The following is a 22,779-nucleotide window of genomic DNA, read 5'->3' as shown; positions in this document are numbered from 1 at the left end:
TTGCTCAAGCCGTACGAATACGTGCACGAGCATTGCGACGCTTCAGCGTTCGACGTTCGTCTTCGCTCAAGCCTCCCCACACACCGTGGTCCTGTCCGGACTCGAGTGCCCACTGAAGGCACTGTTCGCGAACATCACAGCGGCGGCATACGACCTTGGCCTCTTCGATCTGCAAGATGGCGGGACCCGTGTTGCCGATGGGGAAGAAGAGCTCAGGATCCTCATCGAGGCATGCCGACTTGTGGCGCCAATCCATGGGGACACTCCTTCCCGTTCGGTGTTGCGCCCGCAGGCAGGCCTGTTTGACCTGTTCAGCGGGCAGTGACTCCATGGTTTCAACATTCGGGGCGCTTTACAAGGGCAACTGGACCCGGCGAATTGTCGGATGAGTCACATGCCGTTCGGGCTTGCCTGGGCGTGTCTTCTAGGCTTGCCTCGTGACGTCTCCCGGACGGCCGTCTGGGACGGCCCGCACCTTGCTCGTGACTGCCGCGGTGATCGTGTCGCTGGAGGGGCTGGCTTTTGCCGTCCTGGCGGCGCTCGAGCTGTTCAGCGTGTCCTCGGACCGGGTGAGCCTGGGCATCGTGACCACCCTCTTCCTGGCGATCATCGCCGCGGGTCTGCTCTGGGCCGCCTGGCGCCTGGTGGCCGGCGATGCGTGGGCCCGCAGCCCCTTGGTCTTCGCCCAGCTCATCCAGCTCGGCCTGGCCTGGAACTTCCGCGGGGATGCGGCCTGGATCAGCGCGGCCATCGCGCTGCCGGCGGTGGCGGTGCTGGCCTGTCTGCTCGCTCCGCCCGTGACCCGGGCGTTCCGCGACGACCGATCCGTGTAAGACTGCTGGCCCGGGCACAACCCGTGACATCCCGCTTCGGCGGTACGAACAGATCTGCGGCCTGACGCCGCATCCGGCGACCTGATCGGTCCCGTTGAGACAGCTCACGTTTCCCGAGGAATACCTTCAATGGTTGCTACAGACATCGACCTGCCCCACGACCTGATCGACCCCGACGATGCGGTCTTCGCCCTGCACCGCGGCGGCAAGATGAGCATCGAGTCGTCCGTGCCCATCCGCGACACCGATGACCTCTCCCTGGCGTACACCCCCGGTGTCGCGCGGGTCTGCGAGGCCATCGCGTCCGACCCGGAGCTCGCCCACGACTACACCTGGGTCTCGAACACCGTCGCCGTGGTGACCGACGGGACCGCGGTCCTCGGCCTCGGGGACATCGGCCCCGCGGCCTCCATGCCGGTCATGGAGGGCAAGGCGATCCTGTTCAAGCAGTTCGGCGGCGTCGATGCGATCCCGATCGCCCTCGACACGACCGATGTCGACGAGATCGTCGAGACGGTCGTGCGGCTCGCGCCGTCATTCGGCGGCATCAACCTCGAGGACATCTCGAGTCCCCGCTGCTTCGAGATCGAGCGCCGACTCATCGAGCGGCTCGACATCCCGGTCTTCCACGACGACCAGCACGGCACCGCGGTCGTGACCCTCGCGGCGCTCATCAACGCTGCCCGGCTGACCGACCGCGACCTCGAGGACTTCAAGGTCGTCATCTCCGGCGCGGGCGCCGCCGGTGTCGCCATCACCAAGATCCTGCAGTCCGCAGGGGTCCGCAGGATCGCCGTGGTCGACCGGTCGGGTGTCATCCACCCCGGCCGTGAGGACCTCAACGACGTCAAGCGGTGGCTGGCCGAGCAGACGTCCGCCTGGGCCCGTCCCGGCACGATCGCGGACGCGCTGGACGGGGCTGACGTGTTCATCGGTGTCTCCGGCGGAACGGTGCCGGAGGAGGCCGTCGCCCGGATGGCGCCGGAGGCGATCGTGTTCGCGATGGCCAACCCCCACCCGGAGATCCATCCCGATGTCGCCCACAAGTACGCCCGCGTGGTCGCCACCGGCCGCTCGGACTTCCCCAACCAGATCAACAACGTGCTGGTCTTCCCGGGGATCTTCCGCGGTGCGCTCGACGTCCGCGCGACCCGCATCTCGGAGGGCATGAAGCTGGCCGCCGCCACCGCGATCGCCGATCTGGTGGGCGACGAGATCAGCGAGAGCTACGTGATCCCCTCGCCGTTCGACCCGCGTGTCGCGACCGCCGTGGCGCGGGCCGTGACGGACACTGCACGTCGTGAGGGCCTCGCCCGCCGTCCCTACTGAAGGAGCTCCCATGTTCGCGGTCTACGCCGGCCAGATCCGTCCCGACAGCCCGTTGGACGGCCTCGTCGTGGGGGAGCGCCCCGAGCCCGAGGTCCCCGACGGGTGGACGACCGTGACCGTCAAGGCGGCCTCGATCAACCATCACGACGTGTGGAGCCTGCGCGGCGTCGGCCTCGCCGAGAAGTCGCTGCCGATGATCCTGGGCTGCGACGCCGCCGGGTACGACGAGGACGGCAACGAGGTCCTGGTGCACGCGGTGATCAGCGATCCGTCGTGGCGTGGTGACGAGACCCTCGACCCCCGCCGGTCGCTGCTGTCGGAGCGCCACCAGGGGACGTTCGCCGAGCGGGTGGCGGTGCCGACCCGCAACATCGTGCCGAAGCCGGCGGGCCTGTCGTTCGCCGAGGCCGCCTGCCTGCCGACGGCGTGGCTCACGGCCTACCGGATGCTGTTCACGCAGTCCGGCCTCAAGCAGGGCGACACGGTGCTGGTGCAGGGCGCCGGCGGCGGTGTCGCGACGGCGGCGATCACGCTGGCCCGCGCGGCCGGCTTCCGGGTCTACGCGACCAGCCGCGACGAGGACAAGCGGGCCCGGGCCGTCGAGATCGGCGCCCACGAGGCGTTCGAGTCCGGCGCCCGGCTGCCCACGAAGGTCGATGCGGTGATGGAGACCGTCGGCGCCGCGACGTGGTCGCACTCGGTGAAGTCGATGCGTCCCGGCGGGACGATCGTCATCTCGGGCGCGACGTCCGGCGACGCGCCCTCGCACGCCGAGCTCACCCGGATCTTCTTCCAGCAGATGCGCGTCCACGGCTCGACGATGGGCACCCGCGACGAGCTGCACGCGCTCGCGCAGTTCATGGACGTGACCGGGACGCGTCCGCTGATCGACCGGGAGATCCCGATGGACCAGGCCGCCGATGGCCTGCAGAGCATCATCGACGGTTCGGTCTTCGGCAAGATCGTCCTGACCCTCTAGCCACGCCCCGACCAAGATTTGGCCCCTTAGCAACCATTTCGAACGCTCACGCGGCACGAAACGGTTGCTAAGGGGCCAAATCTTGGTGAGCCCTGGGCGCGGTCAGTCCTCTGCGAGGGTGTGCCGCAGGTAGCGCATCGGGGCGTCCAGGTACGCCCGCCAGTGCCGGACGAGCTCGAGGTCGTTCCAGGCGGTCTCGCGCAGTCCCCACGCGCCGACCTCGAGGATGTGCGCTCCGGGCATCGACGCCAGGACGGGGGAGTGTGTCGCGCACAGCACCTGCCCACCGTCCTGCACGACATCGTGCAGGACGCGGATCAGGCTCAGCGTCGAGCTGAACGACAGCGCGGCCTCCGGCTCGTCGAGGCAGTAGAAGCTCGGCGAGTCGAACTTGCGGGTCAGCACCTCCAGGAACGACTCCCCGTGGCTCATCGCGTGGTAGTCCGCGTCGTTGCCGCCACCGTGCTGGTCCATGTAGGTGTACCAGCCGTGCATCGTCTCGGCGCGCAGGAAGAATCCCCAGTGGCCGGTGCCGATGCCCCGCTGGACGAGCAGATCGCGGTGCAGGGGCGACTCGGTGGCCCGGGTCTGGTGGAGCCCGTGCGAGCTGCCGCCCGCGGGCGAGAGCCCGTACGCGCCCGCGATGGCCTCGACCAGCGTCGACTTGCCCGAGCCGTTCTCGCCCACGAGGAAGGTGACGCCGGGAGGCAGGTCCAGGCCATCGGCCATGAGTTGTGCCACCGCCGGGATCGTGTGCGGCCAGACGCGGCGGTCGTACGTCGCGTGCGGGTCGCGGCTGACCCGCACGACCGGGGGCTGGTCGAAGCGCACGTCGCCGGTGTGGGTCAGTCCGTGACGGTGTCGTCGGGGATCGACGTCGCCATCGACAGAATCGCCTCGCGCGGGTAGGAGCGCCCGCCGTGGGCGTCGCGCAGGTGCGCATCGACTGCGCCGACGAAGTCGTCGTCGGTTCGTCCCACGAGCTGCTGCCCGCACGGGCAGCTCATCATCTTGGCCATGACACGACAATAGCCACCCCACCGAGGTGCGGCGGGGTGGCTATTTGTCGTGTTGGCTCAGAGCCTGGCGCGGGCGCCCACGGTCTCACTCGTCGTCGTCGTCCAGGCGGGCGAGCCACGTGGCGAGGCGCTCCACCGGGATCTCGAAGTCCGGGTTCAGGTCCACGAACGTGCTGAGCTGCTCGGCGAGCCAGGCGAAGGTGACCTCTTCGTCACCTCGCCGGCTCTGGAGCTCCTCGATACCGCGATCCGTGAAGTACATCGTGACCAGACCTCAGGCGAAGGCCTGCTGCATGAGCGTGGCCTGCTCCTCGACGTGACGGTTGTGCGAACCGACCGACGGGGCCGACGACTCCGGACGCGAGACCCGCAGCAGCGGGAGACCACCGAACTCGCCGCTGAAGTGCAGCGCGATGTGCGGCCACGGACCCTGGTTGGCGGGCTCGTCCTGCACCCAACGCACCTCGCGGGCATTGGGGTACTTGGCGATCTCGGCGTTCAGCTCGTCGACGGGACGCGGGTAGATCTGCTCGAGACGGACGATCGCGGTGCGGGACTGACCCGACTCGCGCTTCTCCCGCTCGGCCATGAGGTCCCACGTCACGCGGCCGGAGCAGACCAGGACGCGCTCGACCGAAGCCGGGTCGACCTTGTCATCGCCGATGACCGGACGGAACGAGCCGGCCGTGAAGTCGTCGGGCTGCGATGCCGCTGCCTTGCTGCGCAGCATCGACTTCGGCGTGAACACCACCAGCGGACGGTGCTCGCTCTCCAGCGCCTGGCGACGCAGCAGGTGGAAGTACGACGCCGGGGTCGAGGGCTGCGCGATGGTCATCGCATCGTCCGCGCACAGCGTCAGGAAGCGCTCGATGCGCGCCGACGAGTGATCGGGTCCCTGGCCCTCGTAGCCGTGCGGCAGCAGCAGCACGACGCCCGACTTCTGACCCCACTTGGTCTCGCCCGAGGAGATGTACTCGTCGATGACGGACTGGGCGCCGTTGACGAAGTCGCCGAACTGGGCCTCCCAGATCGTCAGCGCCTCGGGACGGGCCACCGAGTAGCCGTACTCGAAGCCGAGTGCGGCGTACTCGCTCAGCAGCGAGTCGTAGACGTGGAACGTGGCCTGCTCGTCGCCGACGTTGGCCAGCGGCGTCCACTCGTCCGCGTTGGTGCGGTCGATGATGGTGGCGAAGCGTGACGAGAACGTGCCACGGCGGGTGTCCTGACCCGAGATGCGGATCGGACGACCATCCAGCAGCAGCGATCCCATGGCCAGGATCTCGCCGGTGCCCCAGTCGATCGGTCCCGCCGAGATGGACTGCGCGCGGCGCTGGAGCTGCGGCAGGACCTTCGGGTGGACCGTGAAGCCCTCGGGGACATTCGTGTAGGCGTCCGCGACGGCCTTCATCGTCTCGGGCGTGATCGCGGTGATCAGCTCACCGGTGTGCTCGGGCTTCTCGGGGTAGTCCGGTGTCCGCGTGTAGTCCAGGTCGGGGCTCGACGCCTCCTTGACCTCCGCGAAGTTGCGCTCGAGCTGCGCCTGGTAGTCGCTGAGGGCGGCCTCGGCCTCCTCCAGCGTGATGTCGCCACGTCCGACCAGGGCCTCGGTGTAGAGCTTGCGCACCGACTTCTTGGCGTTGATCGTGTCGTACATCAGCGGCTGGGTGAAGCTGGGGTCGTCGCCCTCGTTGTGGCCGCGACGGCGGTAGCAGACCAGGTCGATGACGACGTCCTTGTTGAACGTCTGGCGGTACTCGTAGGCCAGCTGGGCCACACGGATGCACGCCTCCGGGTCGTCGCCGTTGACGTGGAACACCGGTGCCTGGATCATCCGGGCGACATCGGTGCAGTACGTCGAGGAGCGCGACGAGGACGGCGACGTGGTGAAGCCGACCTGGTTGTTGACGATCAGGTGGATCGTGCCGCCGGTGCGGTAGCCGCGCAGCTGCGAGAGGTTGAGCGTCTCGGCGACGACACCCTGGCCGGCGAAGGCCGCGTCACCGTGGACGAGCACCGGGAGGACCGGGTACTCCTGTCCGCGGTTGAGGCGGTCCTGCTTGGCGCGGGCGATGCCCTCGAGCACGGGGTCGACGACCTCCAGGTGCGACGGGTTGGCCGCGATGGAGACCTTGACCTTGTCGCCGTTGCCCGAGGTGAACTCGCCCTCGACGCCCAGGTGGTACTTGACGTCGCCGGAGCCCTGCACGGTGCGCGGGTCGATGTTGCCCTCGAACTCGCGGAACACCTGGCTGGCACGCTTGCCGGCGATGTTGACCAGCGCGTTGAGGCGGCCTCGGTGGGCCATGCCGATGCAGACCTCTTCGAGCTTGTCGGCGGCAGCAGCCTCACAGATCTCGTCGAGGAACGGGATCGTGGTCTCGCCACCCTCGAGGCTGAATCGCTTCTGGCCGACGAACTTGGTCTGCAGGAAGGTCTCGAAGGCCTCGGCCTGGTTGAGCTTCTGCAGGATGCGCAGCTGCTCCTCGCGCGGCGGCTTGGTGTGCGGGCGCTCGATGCGCTCCTGGAACCACTCGCGCTCGGTCGGGGACTGGATGTGCATGTACTCCACGCCGATCGTGCGGGCGTAGGAGTCGCGCAGGATCCCGAGGATCTCGCGCAGCTTCATGAAGCGCTTGTCGCTCTTGAACGAGCCCGTCGCGAACTCGCGATCCAGGTCCCACAGCGTCAGGCCGTGCGAGGCGGTGTCGAGATCGGGGTGGCTGCGCGGGGAGCTGTCCAGCGGGTTCGTGTCGGCCATGAGGTGGCCGCGCACGCGGAAGGCGTGGATGAGCTCCAGGACGCGGGACTGCTTGTGGACTTGGTCATCGTGGCTGACCGCGATGTCCTGGGCCCAGCGGATCGGCTCGTAGGGGATCTTCAGCGAGCGGAAGATCTCGTCGTAGAAGCCGTTCTCGCCCAGCAGCAGGCCGTGGACGCGCTTGAGGAACTCACCGGACTGGGCGCCCTGGATGACGCGGTGGTCGTACGTCGACGTCAGGGTGACCATCTTGGAGATCGCCATCTGCGCCAGCGTGTGCTCGGACGCGCCCTGGAACTCCGGCGGGTACTCCATCGAGCCGACGCCGATGATGACGCCCTGGCCGGCCATGAGGCGGGGCACCGAGTGGTTGGTGCCGATGCCACCGGGGTTGGTCAGGCTCAACGTCGTGCCCTGGAAGTCCGAGACCTCCAGCTTGCCGTCGCGGGCCTTGCGCACCATCGTCTCGTAGGCCGCCCAGAACTCCGCGAAGCTCATGGTCTCGGTGGCCTTGATCGACGGCACCAGCAGCTGACGGGATCCATCGGGCTTCTGCAGGTCGATCGCGAGACCGAAGTTGATGTGCTCGGGCTTGAGCTGGTTCGGCTTGCCCTTGGCGTCGACCTCGTAGCCGGTGTTCATCTCGGGCATGGCCTTGACGGCCTGCACGATCGCGTAGCCGATCAGGTGGGTGAACGACACCTTGCCGCCGCGTGCGCGGGCGAGGTGGTTGTTGATCACCGTGCGGTTGTCGAACAACAGCTTGACCGGTACGGACCGGACGCTGGTCGCGGTCGGTACCGACAGGCTCGCGTCCATGTTCTGGACGGTGCGGGCGGCGGCGCCGCGCAGCACGACCTTCTCGACATCGCCGGGACCGGCGGCCGGCTTGGCCTCGGCGGGCTTGGCCGGCGACTTCTTGGCCGCCGCGGGAGGCGTGGCCGGTACCGGAGCGACCGGGGCGGGGGAGTCCGGGGCCTTCTCCTCGGGAGCCGACGCCGTCGCAGGCTGCGTCTTGGCAGCAGGCTTGCGATCGGACTCCGGCGAGGTCAGCGGCGCGCGGGGGGCCTCGGCCGCCGGCGCGGCCGCAGCGGCGGTGCCGTTGGACGACGTCGACGCGCTGCTGTTGAACGAAGCGCCGTCACCGGTGGTGAAGAACTTCACCCACGTCTCGTCCACGGACGAGGGGTCGGCCGTGAAGCGGTCGTGCATCTCTTCGACGAGCCACTGGTTGGTGCCGAAATCAGGGGTTGAATGGTCTTGTGAGGACTCGGCCACAGCCTCGATCGCCTCTTCCGATTGTGTGCTGGCAGACATGCGAAAAGTTCCTTGACAGAGTAACGCGGCGGTCCAGTCCGGCGCAGGCAGGTTCGACCCGGAACCGGCACGGTGTCGTGACGGCTTGGTCACAGCGAGCCTGCGCGACGTGCGCGGACCGCTCCCAAGCCCTAGGACGTGTATGTCACGACCGGATCGCGGCCCAGGAATCTGGCGAAGTCGGCGGCCTCCTGATCGATCGCGCGATGCAGCGTCGCGGCCGGCGAAGGGGTGTCGATGCGGACCTCGAGACGGCGGGCGGACACGCTGCGCGTCCAGGTGCCGGCGAGGCGGCCACGCACCACCAGCAGCCCGGTTCCCCGGGCCAGGTCGGCGGCGGGTCCGCGCAGATCGGCCAGGTCGTCGGGATCGCGGGCATAGGAGATGTACTCGTCGAAGGCAGGCAGCAGCAGGACCGCAGGCACCTCGACGTCCACGGGTGCCTCGTGTGTCCAGTGCGGCCCATGATCGGTCTCGATCGGTTGGAGCTGGGCCAGCTCGATCGCCCGCCGGCTGTCGGTGAGGGTCAGGCTCGTCCACCACGCCAGGTCCTTGTCCCGGAACGGACCGTGCCCGGCGGCGTACCGGCGGGCGACCGCGGCGAGCAGGTCGTCGCGCCCGGGGAGCGCCGGGGCAGGCGGCAGCGTCCGGTAGGTGTGCTGCTTGCCCCGCATCGGCCCGCTGGCGACGAGGCCGTCGAGCTCGGCCTGCATCACGATGTGCGCCAGCGCCTGGCCGGTCGGGTCGAGGCCGGCACCGGCCAGGCAGTCGGCGAGCTCGGCCCTGGTGAGCGGGGCGCTGGGGGAGACGGCCTCGGCGATCACGGCCACTCCGCGCTCCACCGTCTGGCGGGTGAGGCCCAGGGTGCGGTTGGTGACGGCGAGCTGGCGCTCGACCCGTGGACCGGTGAGCGCCAGCAACCAGTGGACGTCCTCGGGAGCCACGAAGTGCCATGTGGGTCGCAGGACGTGTGTGCGCACGAAGTCACCCCGGTCGAAGGCGGTCTGCAGATCGGCGAGGGTCAGATCGGTGGTGCGCCGGGCGACGCCCCACAGCGCCATGTCGTGCAGCTGTGACTGCACGCAGCCGAGATGGCGGACGACCTCGACGGCGGTGTCGAACCGCGGGGTGTCCAGCCCGTGCGCGTGCAGGCGTCCGATGACCGGCTTCATGCCAGGAGCATCCCGCGCGGCACCGACAGAGCCGTCGGGCGCCGGTCGGCTACGCGGTCTCGAGCGCCGCGTCCAGCGTGATCTCGGGGACCGAGGCGAGCGCCTTGCTGAGCGGGCAGCCGACCTTCGCGGCCTCGGCTGCCTCCAGGAAGCCGGCCTCGTCGATGCCCTCGACCTCGCCACGGACCCGCAGGGCGATCTTGCTGATCTTGAAGCCGCCGTCCGCGGAGTCCTCGCCGAGCGTGACCTTGGCGGTCGTCTCGATCGAGATCGGCGTGGCACCCTTTTGGCCCAGCACGGCTGTCAGCTGCATCGTGAAGCACGAGGAGTGGGCGGCCCCGAGCAGCTCCTCGGGGTTCGTCGCTCCGCCGCCGTCCTCGGAGGAGCGCTTCTTGAACGACATCTCGAACGTGCCGAGGCCGGAGTCGGTGAGCTCGACCTGGCCGGAGCCGTCCTCGAAGCCGCCATCCCAGGCGGTGCGTGCTGTGCGTGTGGGCATGATGTGTCCCTTCGTCGGCGTGCTCCCGACGCTACCGCGGTCCGACGACGTCGCAACCGCCTCGCAGGCTGCGGCTCGGACGGCCTGTGCCCTGCGGGAGGACCGTGTCCCGGCCGATTCCAGTGGTGGTGCCCCCGGCAGGATTCGAACCTGCGCTTCCGCCTCCGGAGGGCGGCGCTCTATCCCCTGAGCTACGGGGGCCAATGCGGCCAACTGCGGTGTGAGCCTACCGCACGCCCACTACGGTGATGTCCATGCCCAGTGTGCTCGTCGTCGACGACACCGCCTCGATTCGTTTCCTGATCCGGACCAACCTCCAGCTGGCCGGGTTCGACGTCGACGAGGCGGTGGACGGTGCTGACTGTCTCCAGATCCTTGCCCACCGCGATGTGATGCCCGATCTGATCACGGTCGACGTCATGATGCCGCGGCTCGACGGGATGGCCACGGTCACGGCCATCCGCGCCGACGAGCGCATGCGGGGCATCGGGATCGTGATGGTGACGACCCAGGGTCATCCGGCCGACATCCAGCGCGCCAAGCAGGCCGGTGTCGATGCGTACGTCACCAAGCCCTTCGACCCCGACTTCCTGGTCGAGACCGTCTCCGAGGTACTGGAGCGCACCAAGGACCGACGCGAAAACCCTTGAACGACCCGTCCGCTCGTCGTACCGTTTTTGGTACACGGAGAGGAGGTGGTCCGAAGAATGTATTCGTCTTGGACTTGTGAGGTGGCTGTCCGCTAGCCACAAGGACCTCAGTTCTTGTGAACTGGACGGTGGCGGCGAATTCCCGCAGTCACCCGACCCGCAGGGCGTCGAGTCTTGTCCGCTCGACCAGCGCTTGCACTCCCGGGATCTGCTTCCCGGACGCGAGCGCAGCCCTGCGGGTCGTCCACGTTCAAGGCCCTGTCCTGCCGGGAGATAGGCTTGTGCGGTGACCCCCGAGCAGCTTTCCACCACGATCATCGACGCCCTGACCTCCCTCAGCGAGGCGGGCGACATCAACCTGCCGGGCGGTGTCCCGGCCGAAGTCACGGTCGAGCGACCCAAGGTCAAGGAGCACGGCGACTACGCCACGAACATCGCGCTGCAGCTGGGCAAGAAGGCCGGCATGAACCCGCGTGAGTTCGCGCAGCTGCTCGCCGACCGCCTGGCCGCCGCCGACGGGATCGCCAGCGCCGAGATCGCCGGGCCCGGCTTCTTGAACATCCGGGTCGACGCGGGCGCCCAGGGCGCGATCGCCCCGCAGATCGTCGCGGCCGGCTCGTCGTACGGCACCAGCGACCTGTACGCGGGCCAGAAGGTCAACCTGGAGTTCGTCAGCGCCAACCCGACCGGGCCGATCCACATCGGCGGCGTCCGGTGGGCGGCAGTGGGCGACTCGCTGGGCCGCATCCTGTCGGCGATCGGTGCGGACGTGACGCGCGAGTACTACTTCAACGACCACGGCGTGCAGATCGACCGCTTCGCCCGCTCGCTGCTGGCCGACGCCCGCGGTGAGGATGCCCCCGAGGACGGCTACGGCGGCCAGTACATCACCGACATCGCGGCGACCGTCACGGCCAAGGTGCCCGGCGCGGCCGAGCTGCCCGACGACGAGGCGCTGGAGACGTTCCGCGCCGAGGGCGTCGACCTGATGTTCACCGAGATCAAGCAGAGCCTGCACGACTTCGGCGTCGACTTCGACGTCTACTTCCACGAGAACGACCTGCACGAGTCCGGTGCGGTCGACCGGGCCATCAGCCGGCTGCGCGAGCTCGGGATGATGTACGAGCACGAGGGCGCCACGTGGCTGCGCACCTCGAACTTCGGCGACGACAAGGACCGCGTCGTCATCAAGTCCGATGGCGAGCCGGCCTACATCTCCGGCGACCTGGCCTACTACCTGGACAAGCGCGAGCGCGGCTTCGACCGCTGCCTGATCATGCTGGGTGCCGACCACCACGGCTATGTGTCGCGGATGCTGGCCATGTGCGCCGCGTTCGGCGACACCCCCGAGGTCAACCTGGAGATCCTGATCGGCCAGATGGTCAACCTGGTCAAGGACGGCGCGCCGCTGCGCATGAGCAAGCGGGCCGGCACCGTCATCACCCTGGAGGACCTGGTCGACCTGATCGGTGTGGACGCCTCGCGGTACGCGCTGGCGCGCTACTCGATGGACTCCACGATCGACCTCGACCTGGACCTGTGGGCCAGCCAGACCAGCGACAACCCGGTCTTCTACGTGCAGTACGCCCACGCCCGGCTGTCGTCGATCCTGCGCAACGCGGTCGACCTGGGCGTCACGATCAACGAGGCGACCTTCGACCCGTCCCTGCTCGTCGTCCCGCAGGAGGGCGCGCTGCTGCGCTCGCTGGCGGACTACCCGAAGGTCGTCGCCCGCGCCGCAGAGCTGCGCGAACCGCACCGGGTCGCCCGCTACCTCGAGGACACCGCCGCGGCGTTCCACAAGTTCTACGACGCGGCCCACGTGCTGCCCAAGGGTGACGAGGAGCCGTCCGACCTGCACCGTGCCCGGCTGATGCTGGTGGCCGCGACCCGCCAGGTCATCGCCAACGGCCTGGGCCTGCTCGGCGTCACCGCGCCGGAGCGGATGTGAGGTCCCACGAAGCGGGCGCCCTGCACGGACAGGCGGGCGACCGTGGTCCGGCCTGGCTGAGGAATCCCGAGGACCCGAACCAGCTGGTCCAGCAGCTGTGGTCCGACGGGGTGTCGAAGGTCGATGGCGTGCTGACGGTCGCGGGGGAGTCGGTCCTCGACCTGGCGGCCGAGTTCGGCACGCCCACCTACGTCGTCGACGAGGACGACTTCCGGCGTCGCGCGCGCTCGTTCAAGCAGGCATTCCCCGGTGCCGACGTCTACTACGCCGGCAAGGCCTTCTTGTGCGTCGCCACGGCCCGCTGGATCGCCGAGGAGGGGCTCAACCTGGACGTCTGCTCCGGCGGTGAGCTGGCCGTCGCCCTCAAGGCGGACTTCCCGCCGGCCCGCATCGGCCTGCACGGCAACAACAAGTCGGTCGGCGAGCTGCGCCGCGCGCTCGAGGTGGGCGTGGGCCGCATCATCATCGACTCGGTCGAGGAGATCGACCGGCTGACCGCCCTCACCGCCGAGCTCGGAGTCACGGCCCCGGTCATGATCCGGGTCACGGCGGGCGTCGAGGCGCACACCCACGAGTACATCTCCACGTCGCACGAGGACCAGAAGTTCGGCTTCTCGATCTCCGGCGGCGATGCTCTCGACGCCGTCCGGCGGGTGCTGGCGGCACCGGGCCTCGAGCTGCGGGGCCTGCACTCGCACATCGGCTCGCAGATCTTCGTCACCGACGGCTTCGAGGTCGCGGCCCGGCGGGTGCTGCGCCTGCACGCCCAGATCCAGTCCGAGCTCGGGGTCGCGCTGCCCGAGTTCGATCTCGGCGGCGGCTTCGGCATCGCGTACACGACCCAGGACACTCCCTCCACGCCCGACGACCTGGCCCGCGGGATGCTCAAGATCGTCGGCGACGAGTGCGCCGCGATGGGCATCGCCGTCCCGCACCTGTCGATCGAGCCCGGACGGGCGATCGCCGGGCCGTCGACCTTCACGCTGTACGAGGTCGGCACCACCAAGACGGTCGCGCTGGACGGCGGCGCGTCACGCCGCTACGTGTCGGTCGACGGCGGCATGAGCGACAACATCCGGCCTGCTCTCTACGGCGCTGACTACTCGTGCACGCTGGCCTCCCGCGCCTCGGACGCCCCGGCGGTCCTCAGCCGCGTCGTCGGCAAGCACTGCGAGTCCGGCGACATCGTGGTCAAGGACGAGTTCCTGCCCGGTGACGTGCGCGCCGGCGACCTGCTCGCCGTTCCGGGCACCGGGGCGTACTGCCGCTCGCTCGCGAGCAACTACAACCACGTGCCGCGGGCGGCGGTCGTCGCGGTGCGTGACGGTGAGGCCCGGGTGATCCTGCGCCGCGAGACCGAGGACGATCTGCTGGCGCTCGACGTCGGCTGACCCCGCGGACGTCATCCCGTACGTGGCGGAGGCGCTCCGCCCGGGATGACGTCCCCGGTGGGTTCGCGCCGCTGGAGCCGGTGGGGCCCCGGTCCCGTGGTCCCGAGGACGTCCTCGGCGTTGTAGAGGGCGCAGCTCGTGAGCGACAGGCAGCCGCACCCGATGCAGCCGTCGAGGTCGTCCCTGAGGCGCTGCAGCTGGTCGATCCGGGCGTCGAGGTCGGCGCGCCACCGCCGGGACAGTCGCGACCAGTCAGCCTTGGTCGGGACGTGGTCGTCGGGGAGCGTGCCGAGGGCCTCGCGGATCCGCGCCAGCGAGATGCCCAGCCCCTGCGACACGCGGATGAAGGCGATGCGGCGCAGGACCTCGCGGGGATAGCGTCGCTGGTTGCCGGCGGTCCGATGGCTTGCGATGAGACCCTCGCGCTCGTAGAAGTGCAGGGCCGACACCGCGACGCCGGATCGCTCGGCCACCTGGCCGGGGGTGAGCTCCGGGTGCCGGGACGTCATGTCCCGACCGTAGACCCCGCGCCGACTTGACCTCAACTGCAGTTGAGGTTGTGAAGTGGTCGCACCGACGACGAAGGAGCAGCATGCGCGTGACCGGACAGCGCCGGCCCGGGACAAAGGACGTCCCGCCGGCACCGGCGGGGGAGCGGCTCTGGCTCGGCCCGCACGGGCGGGTGGTGGCCGGCATATTCTCCCTCGCGTTCCTCGTCGCGTTCGAGTCCCTCGCGGTCGCCACCGTGATGCCCGTGGTGGCCGAGGAGCTGGACGGGCTCGCGCTGTACGCCCTGTCCTTCGCCGCGCCGATGGCCGTGGGCGTCGTGTCGATGACGCTGGCCGGACCGCTCATGGACCGTCACGGACCCGCGCTGGGCGTGCGCAGCGGCGTCATGGTCTTCTCGTTGGGGCTGCTCGTCGCCGGGCTCGCCTCCTCGATGCCGGTCTTCCTGATCGGCCGGGCCGTGCAGGGCCTCGGGATCGGCTTCATCTCGGTGGGGCTCTACGTCGTGATCGGACGGACGTTCCACGAGGGCGTGCGCGCGCGGGTGTTCACCGTCATGACCAGTGCCTGGGTGCTGCCGGCCCTCGTGGGCCCGCTCATCGCCGGGACGATCGCGGACCTGGTCGGGTGGCGGTGGGTGTTCCTCGCCGTTCCCGCCGTGGCGCTCGCGTCGCTCGGACTCATCTGGCAGGCGCTCGACCGGATCGGCGGGGACCCTGCCGTCGTCCTGGAGGGTCGGCGGGTGTGGTGGGCCGCGCTCGTCGCCACAGGCGTCCTCTCGGTGAGCCTTGCCGGTCAGCGGGCGGTCACGTGGTGGCCGGTGCTGCTGGTCGCCGCCCTCGCGGTCACCCTGCGGTACGGACCCCGGCTCGTGCCGCCGGGCTCGTGGCGCGGCCGACCCGGGCTCCCGCGGGTGATCGCGACCCGCAGCCTGCTCGGTGCCGCCTTCGTCGGCGCCGAGACGTACGTGCCGCTCTCGTTGGTCCAGCACCGCGGACTGAGCGCTGCCCAGGCAGGACTGCTGCTGACCAGTGGCGCCGTCCTGTGGTTCGCCGGTTCGTGGCTCGCTGCCCACGTCCCCGTCCTGGCGTCCAAGCCGCTGCGGGTCAGGCTCGGCTCGGTCTGCGTGCTGGCCGGGACCGCGGCGGGTTTCCTCGCCCTCCGCGACGAGGTGCCGGTGGCGGTCGTGGCTGCGGTCTGGGGCGTCGGTGGACTCGGGATGGGCATGGCCCTGTCGACGCTGGGTGTGCTGCTGCTCGACCACTCCGGTGCGGCCGAGCAGGGCGCGAACAGCGCCGGCATGCAGATCAGCGATGCCGTGGCGCAGTCGCTCCTGCTCGCCCTCGGCAGCGTCCTGTTCGCCGTGATGCTGCACGTCGACGAGATGGTCGGGTACGTCCTGGTGCTCGGCTTCGCGAGTGCCGTCGCAGCGCTCGGTGTCGTCATGGCGATGCGGGTGGAGGCGCCGCCCCGGTGAACGTCTAGGTCACGGCCCGCAGCAGGGCGGTGACGGCGACCGCGGTCACGACGGCCAGCAGGAGCGGACCGCGTCGCCACAGGATGACGCCGGCCACGGCCACGCCGACGGTGCTCGCGCCGATCCGCCACTCGTCGCCGACCGCGAACGTGCTGGTGAGGACCAGTGCTGCGAGCAGCGCGGGCGCCATCAGGGCAATGACGCCGACCAGCCTGGGCGGCAGGTCCCGGCCGCCCAGCGCCACCGGGCCGATGGCCTTGATGACCGCGGTGACCAGGGCGCACCCGGCGATGGTCCACCAGATGGTCGCGGTCACGCGGTGCCCCTGTCCCGGCGCAGTCCCCACAGGGCGACGAGGCTGGCGGCCAGCACGGGCAGTCCCGGCGGCGCGACCTGGACCAGGCTGAGCGCCACGAGGCCGCCGGTCGCGGCGACGGCCAGCGTCGTCCGATCCTTGATCTCGGCGATCAGCAGGGCCAGGAAGAACGTCGGGTAGATCGCGTCGAGCCCGAAGCGGGAGGGATCGCGGAACAGGTCGCCGCCCAGCGCCCCGCATGCCGTCCCGGCGATCCAGGTGAGGTACTGCGGGGCGGTCGACGCGAACAGGAACCAGCGGTCGAACGTCCCGTCGCCGCGGTTGGACATCGCCCACGACGCGTCGATCACGGCCTGTCCCTGGGCCGCGCGCACGACGGGGCCGCCGGGCAGGGACGGCCCCAGGGCGATGCCCATCGGCAGGAATCGCGAGTTCATCAGCGCGGCGGCGGCGACCGCGGCCCCGGCGGTTCCGCCCGAGGCGATGATCGACACCGCGGCGAACTGCGCGGATCCGGCGAACACGATCGCCGACATGACGATCGCCGCGACGGCCGAGAACCCGGCCTCGCGGGCAACGATGCCAAAGGACATCGACAGCAGGAAGCCGACCGCGGAGTACGGCATCGCGGCGCGGAACCCGGCTCTGCACGACTGTCGCCGATCGCCCGGGTCAGGGGGCTCGGGTGGGGCAGGCACGCGTACACCCTCGCACCCGACGGTCGGTGCCGCGGCGGGGGCCCGCGGCACCGACCGGGCGCTACTTCTTCTTGACCTTGCCGGTCTTCGCGCTCACCTTCTTGGCACTGACGTAGTTGCTCTTGGTGCGGGTGATGCGCACCGTGATGCGCTTGCCGGCATCGGCCTTGCGCAACGTGTACGTGCTCTTCGTCTGCCCCGGGATCCGCTTGCCGTTGCGGTACCAGGTGTAGCTGGACCTGACCGGGGACGGACCCCACGAGCTCGTCTTGGCACGCAGCTTCTTGCCGACCTTGGCCGTGCCGGTGATCGAGACCTTCTTGGGGGTCAGCACGCCCTTGACGGCCGACGTCGCCGCGGACGTCGTGGTGACCGGTGCAGCCCCGGGGAGCGATCCGGTGGTGGTCACGGTGATCCGCTTGCCGGCCTGCGCATTGGTCAGCCGGAGCTGTGCGCCGGTGGCCCCCGGGATCGGGGCGCCGTTGGCGAGCCACTGATAGGCCACCGAGACGCCTGCCGGACCCCAGGCGCCGGGCGAGGCGACCAGCGTGCTGCCGCTGCGGGGCGTCCCGCTGATCACCGGGGCAGCTCCCGTGACGACGGGAGCGACCACGGGCGGTGTCGCCACTGGGGCCGTCGCTGCGGACGTCTTGACCGTGGTGGTGTGGTTGGCGAGGGTGCCGGTGACCCGCACGGTGATGGCCTTGGTGGCGTCGTCGATCGAGGGCGTGTACGTGGCCTGTGTGGCGCCCTGGATGGGTGTTCCGTTCGCGAACCACTGGTAGGCGAGCTTGACGCCTGCCGGTCCCCAGGTGCCGGGGTTCGCGGTGAGCTGCTGGCCGACCTCGGGTGTCCCGGTGATGGTGGGCGTCGAGCCGACGACCGCGGGTGTCGCCACTGGGGCCGTCGCTGCGGACGTCTTGACCGTGGTGGTGTGGTTGGCGAGGGTGCCGGTGACCCGCACGGTGAGGGCCTTGGTGGCGTCGCCGATCGAGGGCGTGTACGTGGCCTGTGTGGCGCCCTGGATGGGTGTTCCGCTCGCGAACCACTGGTAGGCGAGCTTGACGCCTTCCGGTCCCCAGGTGCCGGGGTTCGCGGTGAGCTGCTGGCCGACCTGGGGTGTCCCGGTGATGGTGGGCGTCGAGCCGTCGACCACGGGCGCGGGGCCGAGCTTGATCTCGATGTCGATGACTTCACCGTGCGAGGTGGCCTTGACCTCGCGTGCCGTGGCCTCGGAGTACGCGTTGTCGTACCACTCCGTGACTCCGCCGACGCCGGCCGGAGGCTCGATGAAGAACTTGTAGCGCTCTCCGATCCGGACCGTCTTGCGGTAGACGCCGTCGGGGCCCGTCACGTTCGGGCCCGCGGCGTACGGGGCCCACGCGCCCTCGTTGAAGAAGTAGATGCCGACATCGGCGTTCGGCACCGGGTTGCCGGCCGGATCCTTGACGGTCAGCCGGACGCGGGGCGCCTCAGCGAGCGTGAAGTTGATGTTGGTGGCGGTCTTGCCGGGCTGCACGGTCACGGCCGTGGCGCTGTCATAGCTGGTCGCGTTGTTCCAGTACTCGGCTTCGTACGACGGCGCGTCCGGGTCGGACGAGGAGCTGTACTTGGAGGCGACGACGCGGTAGTCGCCTCTGACCAGACCCTCACCGAATCCCTCGCCGGGATCCTGGACGGAGGTGTAGTAGCCGTTGGCATCGGTCTGCACGCCCTTGCTGCCGCCGGACCTGGTGCGCTCGAACATCACGCTGGCGCCGGCCAGTGGTTTGCCGGCCGCGTCGGTGACCCTTCCGGAGATCTGACCGGCCTGCTCCAGCACCATGTCGGGGAGCTGCACCCGGGTCGTCCCGACCTGGATGGGCGTCGCGTCGTGGAGGTACTCGGCGTCGTTGTAGTACTCGCGCTGGTACAACTTGGCATCGTTGGTGCCGACGCTGGCCACCTCGAACGTGTAGGTGCCGGCCGCCAGTCCGCCGAGCTCGAACGTGCTGCCGGTGAAGGGGTAGCCGTCGGTCCCCGGATCGGTGGGATCGCTGTCGACGCTGTCGTAGTAGCCGTCGGCGTTCAGGCGGTGCAGGAAGATGTACCCCCCGGTGACCGGTGTCTTTGCTCCGCCGACGGCCTGCGTGAACACCGCGCCGGTGATCGAGCCCGTGTCGGCTGCCGACGCCGACTGCGCCGTCAAGCCGGTCAGGGCCAGGCAGATCGCGACGACGGCGCCGACGAGCGCCGTCGATCGGCGCCTCGGGCGGTGGACTAGTGGAATGGTCATCGAGGTCCTCCCAGAACCAATCGTGCAAGCAGATCAGGCGGAAGCCGTTGACCCCGCCGGGCAGATCCTAGTCAGACACGATGTCTTGCTCGGGCCTGAGTCGCGGGCACCGGTGGCTCAGTGCATGGATGTCTCGCCCAGCGAGGGGAGTGGACCGGGATGACGTCGTCGCCGATACGCTTGCCCGGTGAGCACCTCCTCGTGGACCCCCGGACGTCCGCTCCGAGTCGCCCTGTTGGGCTGCGGAGTCGTCGGCACGGAGGTCGCGCGGCTGCTGACGCGGGACGCCGACGAGCTGGCCCAGCGGGTCGGCGCGCCGATGGAGCTGGCCGGCATCGCCGTGCGGAGGCTGGGCCGCGCCCGCGAGCTGGACCTGCCCGACGAGCTGTTCACGACCGATGCCATGGGACTGGTCTCGCGCGGCGACATCGACGTCGTGATCGAGGTCATCGGTGGCATCGAGCCGGCCCGTGAGCTGATCCTGACGGCGCTGGACCACGGTGCATCGGTCGTCACGGCCAACAAGGCACTGCTCGCCGAGGACGGCGCGACGCTGTTCGAGGCAGCCGACAAGGCCGAGCGTGACCTGTACTTCGAGGCCGCCGTCGCCGGCGCGATCCCGATCGTCCGGCCCCTGCGCGAGTCGCTGGCCGGCGACCGCGTCGAGCGGGTGCTGGGCATCGTCAACGGCACCACCAACTTCATCCTCGACGCCATGACCACGACGGGTCAGGGCTTCTCCGAGGCACTCGACGAGGCCCAGCGCCTCGGCTACGCCGAGGCTGATCCGACCGCCGACATCGAGGGATTCGACGCCGCCTCGAAGGCCGCGATCCTGGCCGGCCTGGCCTTCCACACCCGGGTCACGATCGGCGACGTGCACCGTGAGGGCATCACCGACGTCACCGCTGCCGATGTCCGGTCGGCCGAGGAGATGGGGTGCGTCGTCAAGCTGCTCGCGATCTGCGAGCGCCACGAGACCCCCGATGGCGAGGCCGTGTCGGCCCGTGTGCACCCGGCGATGATCCCGCAGACACACCCGCTGGCCAGCGTCCGCGGTGCCTACAACGCGGTGTTCGTCGAGAGCGAGTCGGCCGGCGAGCTGATGTTCTACGGCCCGGGTGCCGGCGGCGCGCCGACGGCCAGCGCGGTCCTGGGCGATGTGGTCTCGGTGGCCCGCAACCGACGCAGCAACGTGTTCGGGCCCGGTGAGTCGACGCACGCCCAGCTCGAGGTGCTCGACATGGGACGGGCCCGCACCCGCTACCACGTGTCGATCGACGTCGACGACCGTGCCGGTGTGCTGGCCTCGGTCGCCGGCGCCTTCGCCGAGTACGGCGTCTCGATCAAGACGGTGCGTCAGGAGGGCAGCGGGTCGGACGCCCAGCTGGTCATCGTGACGCACGAGGCGCAGGACGCCGCCCTGTCGGCGACCGTCGCCTCGCTGCGGGAGCTGGACATGGTTCGAGACGTGACATCGGTGATGCGCGTCGAGGGAGGATTCTGATGGCACATCTGTGGAGAGGCGTCATCGAGGAGTACCGCGAGTGGCTCCCGGTGACCCCCGAGACCCCCGTCGTCACGCTGGGGGAGGGCGGCACGCCGCTCGTGCACTCCAAGTGGCTGTCGGGCATCGTGCGCGGCGACGTGTGGATCAAGGTCGAGGGCAGCAACCCCACGGGCTCGTTCAAGGACCGCGGCATGACCGCGGCAGTCTCGGTCGCCGTCGGTGAGGGTGCCAAGGCCGTCGTGTGCGCCTCGACCGGCAACACCTCGGCCTCCATGACCGCCTACGCCGCGCAGGCCGGGCTGACCCCGATCGTTCTCGTGCCGCACGGCAAGATCGCCGCGGGCAAGATGGCGCAGGCCGTGATGCACGGCGCCGAGGTGATCCAGGTCCGCGGCGGATTCGACGAGTGCCTGCAGCTGTCGCGCGCGCTGGCCGACCACTATCCGGTCGCGCTGGTCAACTCGGTCAACCCCGTGCGCCTGCAGGGGCAGAAGACCGCCGCCTTCGAGATCGTCGACGCCCTCGGCGCGACCCCTGACCTGCACGTCCTGCCGGTCGGCAACGCCGGCAACATCTCGGCCTACTGGCTGGGCTACCGCGAGTACGCCGACGCCGGCATCGCGACCCGCACCCCCGCGATGTGGGGCTTCCAGGCCCAGGGCGCCGACCCGATCGTGCAGGGCGCGCCGATCGCGCTGCCCGAGACGATCGCGACGGCCATCCGCATCGGCAACCCGGCCTCGTGGCACCTCGCGACGGCCGCCCGCGACGAGTCCGGCGGACGCATCGCGTCGGTCAGCGACGAGCAGATCCTGCAGGCCCAGCGCGACCTCGCGTCCCATGAGGGCATCTTCGTCGAGCCCGCGTCGGCAGCCGGCGTCGCCGGGCTGCTCGCCGCCGCTGCGGCCGGTGAGGTCGAGGCAGGCCAGACGATCGCGGTGACCGTCACGGGTCACGGCCTCAAAGACATCGACACGGCGCTGTCGGGCGTCGGCGCACTGGTCGACGCCATCATCGACGCGGACGTCGACGCCGCCGCGGCAGCCGCCGGGCTCGCGTGAGCTTCGTCGACGGGCCGGTCACCGTCCGGGTCCCGGCCTCCAGCGCCAACCTGGGTCCTGGCTTCGACGCGCTGGGCCTTGCCGTGGCACTGCACGACGAGATCACCGCCGAGGTCATCGACGACGGCTTGGAGGTCCGGGTCTCCGGTGAGGGCAAGGACGGCGTCCCGCTCGACGAGACGCACCTGGTCGTCGAGGCGATGCACGCGGCCTTCGACCTGATGGGCGGACGCCCGCCCGGCCTGCGCCTGACGTGCGTCAACGTCATCCCGCACGGACGCGGGCTCGGCTCGTCGGCCGCCGCGATCGTCGGCGGCATCGTCCTGGCCCGCGCCATGGTCGACGGTGGCGACGAGCTGCTGGACGACGCCGCCGCCTACCAGCTGGCGGTCGACCTGGAGGGCCATCCCGACAACGTCGCCGCCGCGTTCTTCGGCGGTCTCACGATCGCCTGGATCGACGGGGCCGCGGCCGAGGTCGAGCGCCTCACGACCGATGTGGACGTCACGGTGTTCATCCCGCCGTCGGCGGTGTCGACTGCCAAGGCCCGAGGGCTGCTGCCCGAGACGGTGCCGCACCGGGACGCGGCGCTCAACGCAGGACGCTCGGCGCTGCTCGTCGCGGCCTTGACCGGCCGGCCGCACCGGCTGATCTCCGCGACCGAGGACCGGATCCACCAGTCCTACCGCGCCGAGGCGATGCCCGACTCGTACAAGCTGCTGCGGCAGCTGCGCGTCGACGGCGTGCCGACCATCATCTCCGGAGCCGGACCCACGGTCCTGGCCTTCGCGCGGGGGGTGGCCGAGGCCGCTCCGCAGGGGTGGACCGTGCACGAGCTGGCCGTCGACGCAGACGGCGCGACGGTCGTCCGGCCCTAGCTGCCAAGACGTCTTGAATGGAATACGCCGCGACGCCGTGATGTTATGGTGGACAAGTCGGAGTCGAGTTCAACTCCCCGACACGTGACAACGCAAGTGAGCAGCGCCACGCGAGCTGCCCGTCAGATACGGGCCCCGCTTTGATGCGATCCGGCTTCC

Annotated in this window: 21 protein-coding genes and 1 tRNA gene; 10 read left to right on the top strand and 12 right to left on the bottom strand. The window is 70.0% G+C overall.

What is annotated here, in order from left to right:
* Positions 1–4: 4 nt before the first annotated feature.
* Positions 5–256 (bottom strand): WhiB family transcriptional regulator, encoded by a 252-nt coding sequence (locus NQV15_RS13315; RefSeq protein WP_082530375.1) that lies wholly within the window; start codon positions 254–256, stop codon positions 5–7.
* A 181-nt stretch (positions 257–437) separates the two neighbouring features.
* On the opposite strand from NQV15_RS13315, the gene NQV15_RS13310 reads away from it, so the two are divergent.
* The 3 genes from NQV15_RS13310 (at position 438) to NQV15_RS13300 (ending at position 3,141) form a co-directional block, all read left to right on the top strand.
* A complete protein-coding gene (locus NQV15_RS13310; RefSeq protein WP_232401808.1) occupies positions 438–833 on the top strand; it encodes a hypothetical protein in 396 nt (131 codons plus the stop codon).
* A 129-nt stretch (positions 834–962) separates the two neighbouring features.
* Positions 963–2,162: an NAD(P)-dependent malic enzyme gene (locus NQV15_RS13305; RefSeq protein WP_304523581.1), complete on the top strand. Its 1,200-nt coding sequence runs from the start codon at positions 963–965 to the stop codon at positions 2,160–2,162.
* A gap of 10 nt (positions 2,163–2,172) precedes the next feature.
* Positions 2,173–3,141, top strand: coding sequence for a zinc-binding dehydrogenase (locus tag NQV15_RS13300; protein ID WP_232401810.1), 969 nt, complete (start codon positions 2,173–2,175; stop codon positions 3,139–3,141).
* Positions 3,142–3,243: 102 nt separating this feature from the next.
* On the opposite strand, the gene NQV15_RS13295 is transcribed toward NQV15_RS13300, so the two are convergent.
* The 7 genes from NQV15_RS13295 to NQV15_RS13265 all read right to left on the bottom strand — a co-directional run bounded on the left by NQV15_RS13295 (position 3,244) and on the right by NQV15_RS13265 (position 10,107).
* Complete coding sequence (locus tag NQV15_RS13295; RefSeq protein WP_232401812.1) at positions 3,244–3,972, bottom strand: AAA family ATPase; 729 nt, start codon at positions 3,970–3,972, stop codon at positions 3,244–3,246.
* Between the two features lie 14 nt (positions 3,973–3,986).
* Complete coding sequence (locus NQV15_RS13290) at positions 3,987–4,160, bottom strand: hypothetical protein (protein ID WP_232401814.1); 174 nt, start codon at positions 4,158–4,160, stop codon at positions 3,987–3,989.
* A gap of 85 nt (positions 4,161–4,245) precedes the next feature.
* The gene (locus NQV15_RS13285) at positions 4,246–4,422 is read right to left on the bottom strand and encodes a DUF6104 family protein (protein ID WP_194839850.1); all 177 of its coding nucleotides are present in this window, start codon (positions 4,420–4,422) and stop codon (positions 4,246–4,248) included.
* Between the two features lie 12 nt (positions 4,423–4,434).
* Complete coding sequence (locus NQV15_RS13280) at positions 4,435–8,235, bottom strand: multifunctional oxoglutarate decarboxylase/oxoglutarate dehydrogenase thiamine pyrophosphate-binding subunit/dihydrolipoyllysine-residue succinyltransferase subunit (RefSeq protein WP_232401816.1); 3,801 nt, start codon at positions 8,233–8,235, stop codon at positions 4,435–4,437.
* Between the two features lie 131 nt (positions 8,236–8,366).
* Complete coding sequence (locus NQV15_RS13275) at positions 8,367–9,407, bottom strand: winged helix DNA-binding domain-containing protein (RefSeq protein ID WP_232401818.1); 1,041 nt, start codon at positions 9,405–9,407, stop codon at positions 8,367–8,369.
* Between the two features lie 49 nt (positions 9,408–9,456).
* Positions 9,457–9,906 carry an OsmC family peroxiredoxin gene (locus NQV15_RS13270; protein WP_232401820.1) on the bottom strand — a complete coding sequence of 150 codons (450 nt, stop codon included), beginning with the start codon at positions 9,904–9,906 and terminating at the stop codon, positions 9,457–9,459.
* A 126-nt stretch (positions 9,907–10,032) separates the two neighbouring features.
* Positions 10,033–10,107: transfer RNA gene (locus tag NQV15_RS13265), tRNA-Arg, on the bottom strand.
* Positions 10,108–10,160: 53 nt separating this feature from the next.
* Here NQV15_RS13265 and NQV15_RS13260 point away from each other — a divergent pair.
* The 3 genes from NQV15_RS13260 to lysA all read left to right on the top strand — a co-directional run bounded on the left by NQV15_RS13260 (position 10,161) and on the right by lysA (position 13,898).
* Entirely contained in the window at positions 10,161–10,556 is a 396-nt protein-coding gene (locus tag NQV15_RS13260; RefSeq protein ID WP_232401822.1) for a response regulator, read from the top strand.
* Between the two features lie 286 nt (positions 10,557–10,842).
* A complete protein-coding gene (gene argS, locus NQV15_RS13255; RefSeq protein ID WP_232401824.1) occupies positions 10,843–12,507 on the top strand; it encodes an arginine--tRNA ligase in 1,665 nt (554 codons plus the stop codon).
* Positions 12,504–13,898, top strand: a complete 1,395-nt coding sequence (lysA, locus tag NQV15_RS13250; RefSeq protein ID WP_232401826.1) for a diaminopimelate decarboxylase — start codon at positions 12,504–12,506, stop codon at positions 13,896–13,898. The genes argS and lysA overlap by 4 nt, the downstream gene beginning before the upstream one ends.
* A gap of 11 nt (positions 13,899–13,909) precedes the next feature.
* On the opposite strand, the gene soxR is transcribed toward lysA, so the two are convergent.
* On the bottom strand, positions 13,910–14,407 hold the full coding sequence (soxR, locus tag NQV15_RS13245; RefSeq protein ID WP_232401828.1) for a redox-sensitive transcriptional activator SoxR: 498 nt from the start codon (positions 14,405–14,407) through the stop codon (positions 13,910–13,912).
* Between the two features lie 83 nt (positions 14,408–14,490).
* On the opposite strand from soxR, the gene NQV15_RS13240 reads away from it, so the two are divergent.
* Positions 14,491–15,882 (top strand): MFS transporter, encoded by a 1,392-nt coding sequence (locus tag NQV15_RS13240; protein WP_232401830.1) that lies wholly within the window; start codon positions 14,491–14,493, stop codon positions 15,880–15,882.
* Positions 15,883–15,886: 4 nt separating this feature from the next.
* On the opposite strand, the gene NQV15_RS13235 is transcribed toward NQV15_RS13240, so the two are convergent.
* The 3 genes from NQV15_RS13235 to NQV15_RS13225 form a co-directional block, all read right to left on the bottom strand.
* Entirely contained in the window at positions 15,887–16,198 is a 312-nt protein-coding gene (locus NQV15_RS13235) for an AzlD domain-containing protein (protein WP_232401834.1), read from the bottom strand.
* Positions 16,195–16,896, bottom strand: a complete 702-nt coding sequence (locus NQV15_RS13230) for an AzlC family ABC transporter permease (protein ID WP_232401835.1) — start codon at positions 16,894–16,896, stop codon at positions 16,195–16,197. Before NQV15_RS13230 ends, NQV15_RS13235 begins: the two co-directional genes overlap by 4 nt.
* 61 nt (positions 16,897–16,957) lie before the next feature.
* Positions 16,958–19,171 (bottom strand): carboxypeptidase-like regulatory domain-containing protein, encoded by a 2,214-nt coding sequence (locus NQV15_RS13225; RefSeq protein WP_257125052.1) that lies wholly within the window; start codon positions 19,169–19,171, stop codon positions 16,958–16,960.
* Between the two features lie 187 nt (positions 19,172–19,358).
* On the opposite strand from NQV15_RS13225, the gene NQV15_RS13220 reads away from it, so the two are divergent.
* The 3 genes from NQV15_RS13220 to thrB are packed head-to-tail and all read left to right on the top strand — an operon-like array spanning position 19,359 to position 22,620.
* Complete coding sequence (locus NQV15_RS13220) at positions 19,359–20,678, top strand: homoserine dehydrogenase (RefSeq protein ID WP_232401839.1); 1,320 nt, start codon at positions 19,359–19,361, stop codon at positions 20,676–20,678.
* Positions 20,678–21,742, top strand: coding sequence for a threonine synthase (thrC, locus tag NQV15_RS13215; protein WP_232401841.1), 1,065 nt, complete (start codon positions 20,678–20,680; stop codon positions 21,740–21,742). The genes NQV15_RS13220 and thrC overlap by 1 nt, the downstream gene beginning before the upstream one ends.
* Complete coding sequence (thrB, locus tag NQV15_RS13210; RefSeq protein ID WP_232401843.1) at positions 21,739–22,620, top strand: homoserine kinase; 882 nt, start codon at positions 21,739–21,741, stop codon at positions 22,618–22,620. The genes thrC and thrB overlap by 4 nt, the downstream gene beginning before the upstream one ends.
* Positions 22,621–22,779: the final 159 nt, after the last annotated feature.

Source organism: Aeromicrobium wangtongii (assembly GCF_024584515.1).
GTDB lineage: Bacteria > Actinomycetota > Actinomycetes > Propionibacteriales > Nocardioidaceae > Aeromicrobium > Aeromicrobium wangtongii.
Note: the sequence above shows the minus strand (reverse complement) of the source record. Positions and strands in the feature narration are given on the sequence as shown.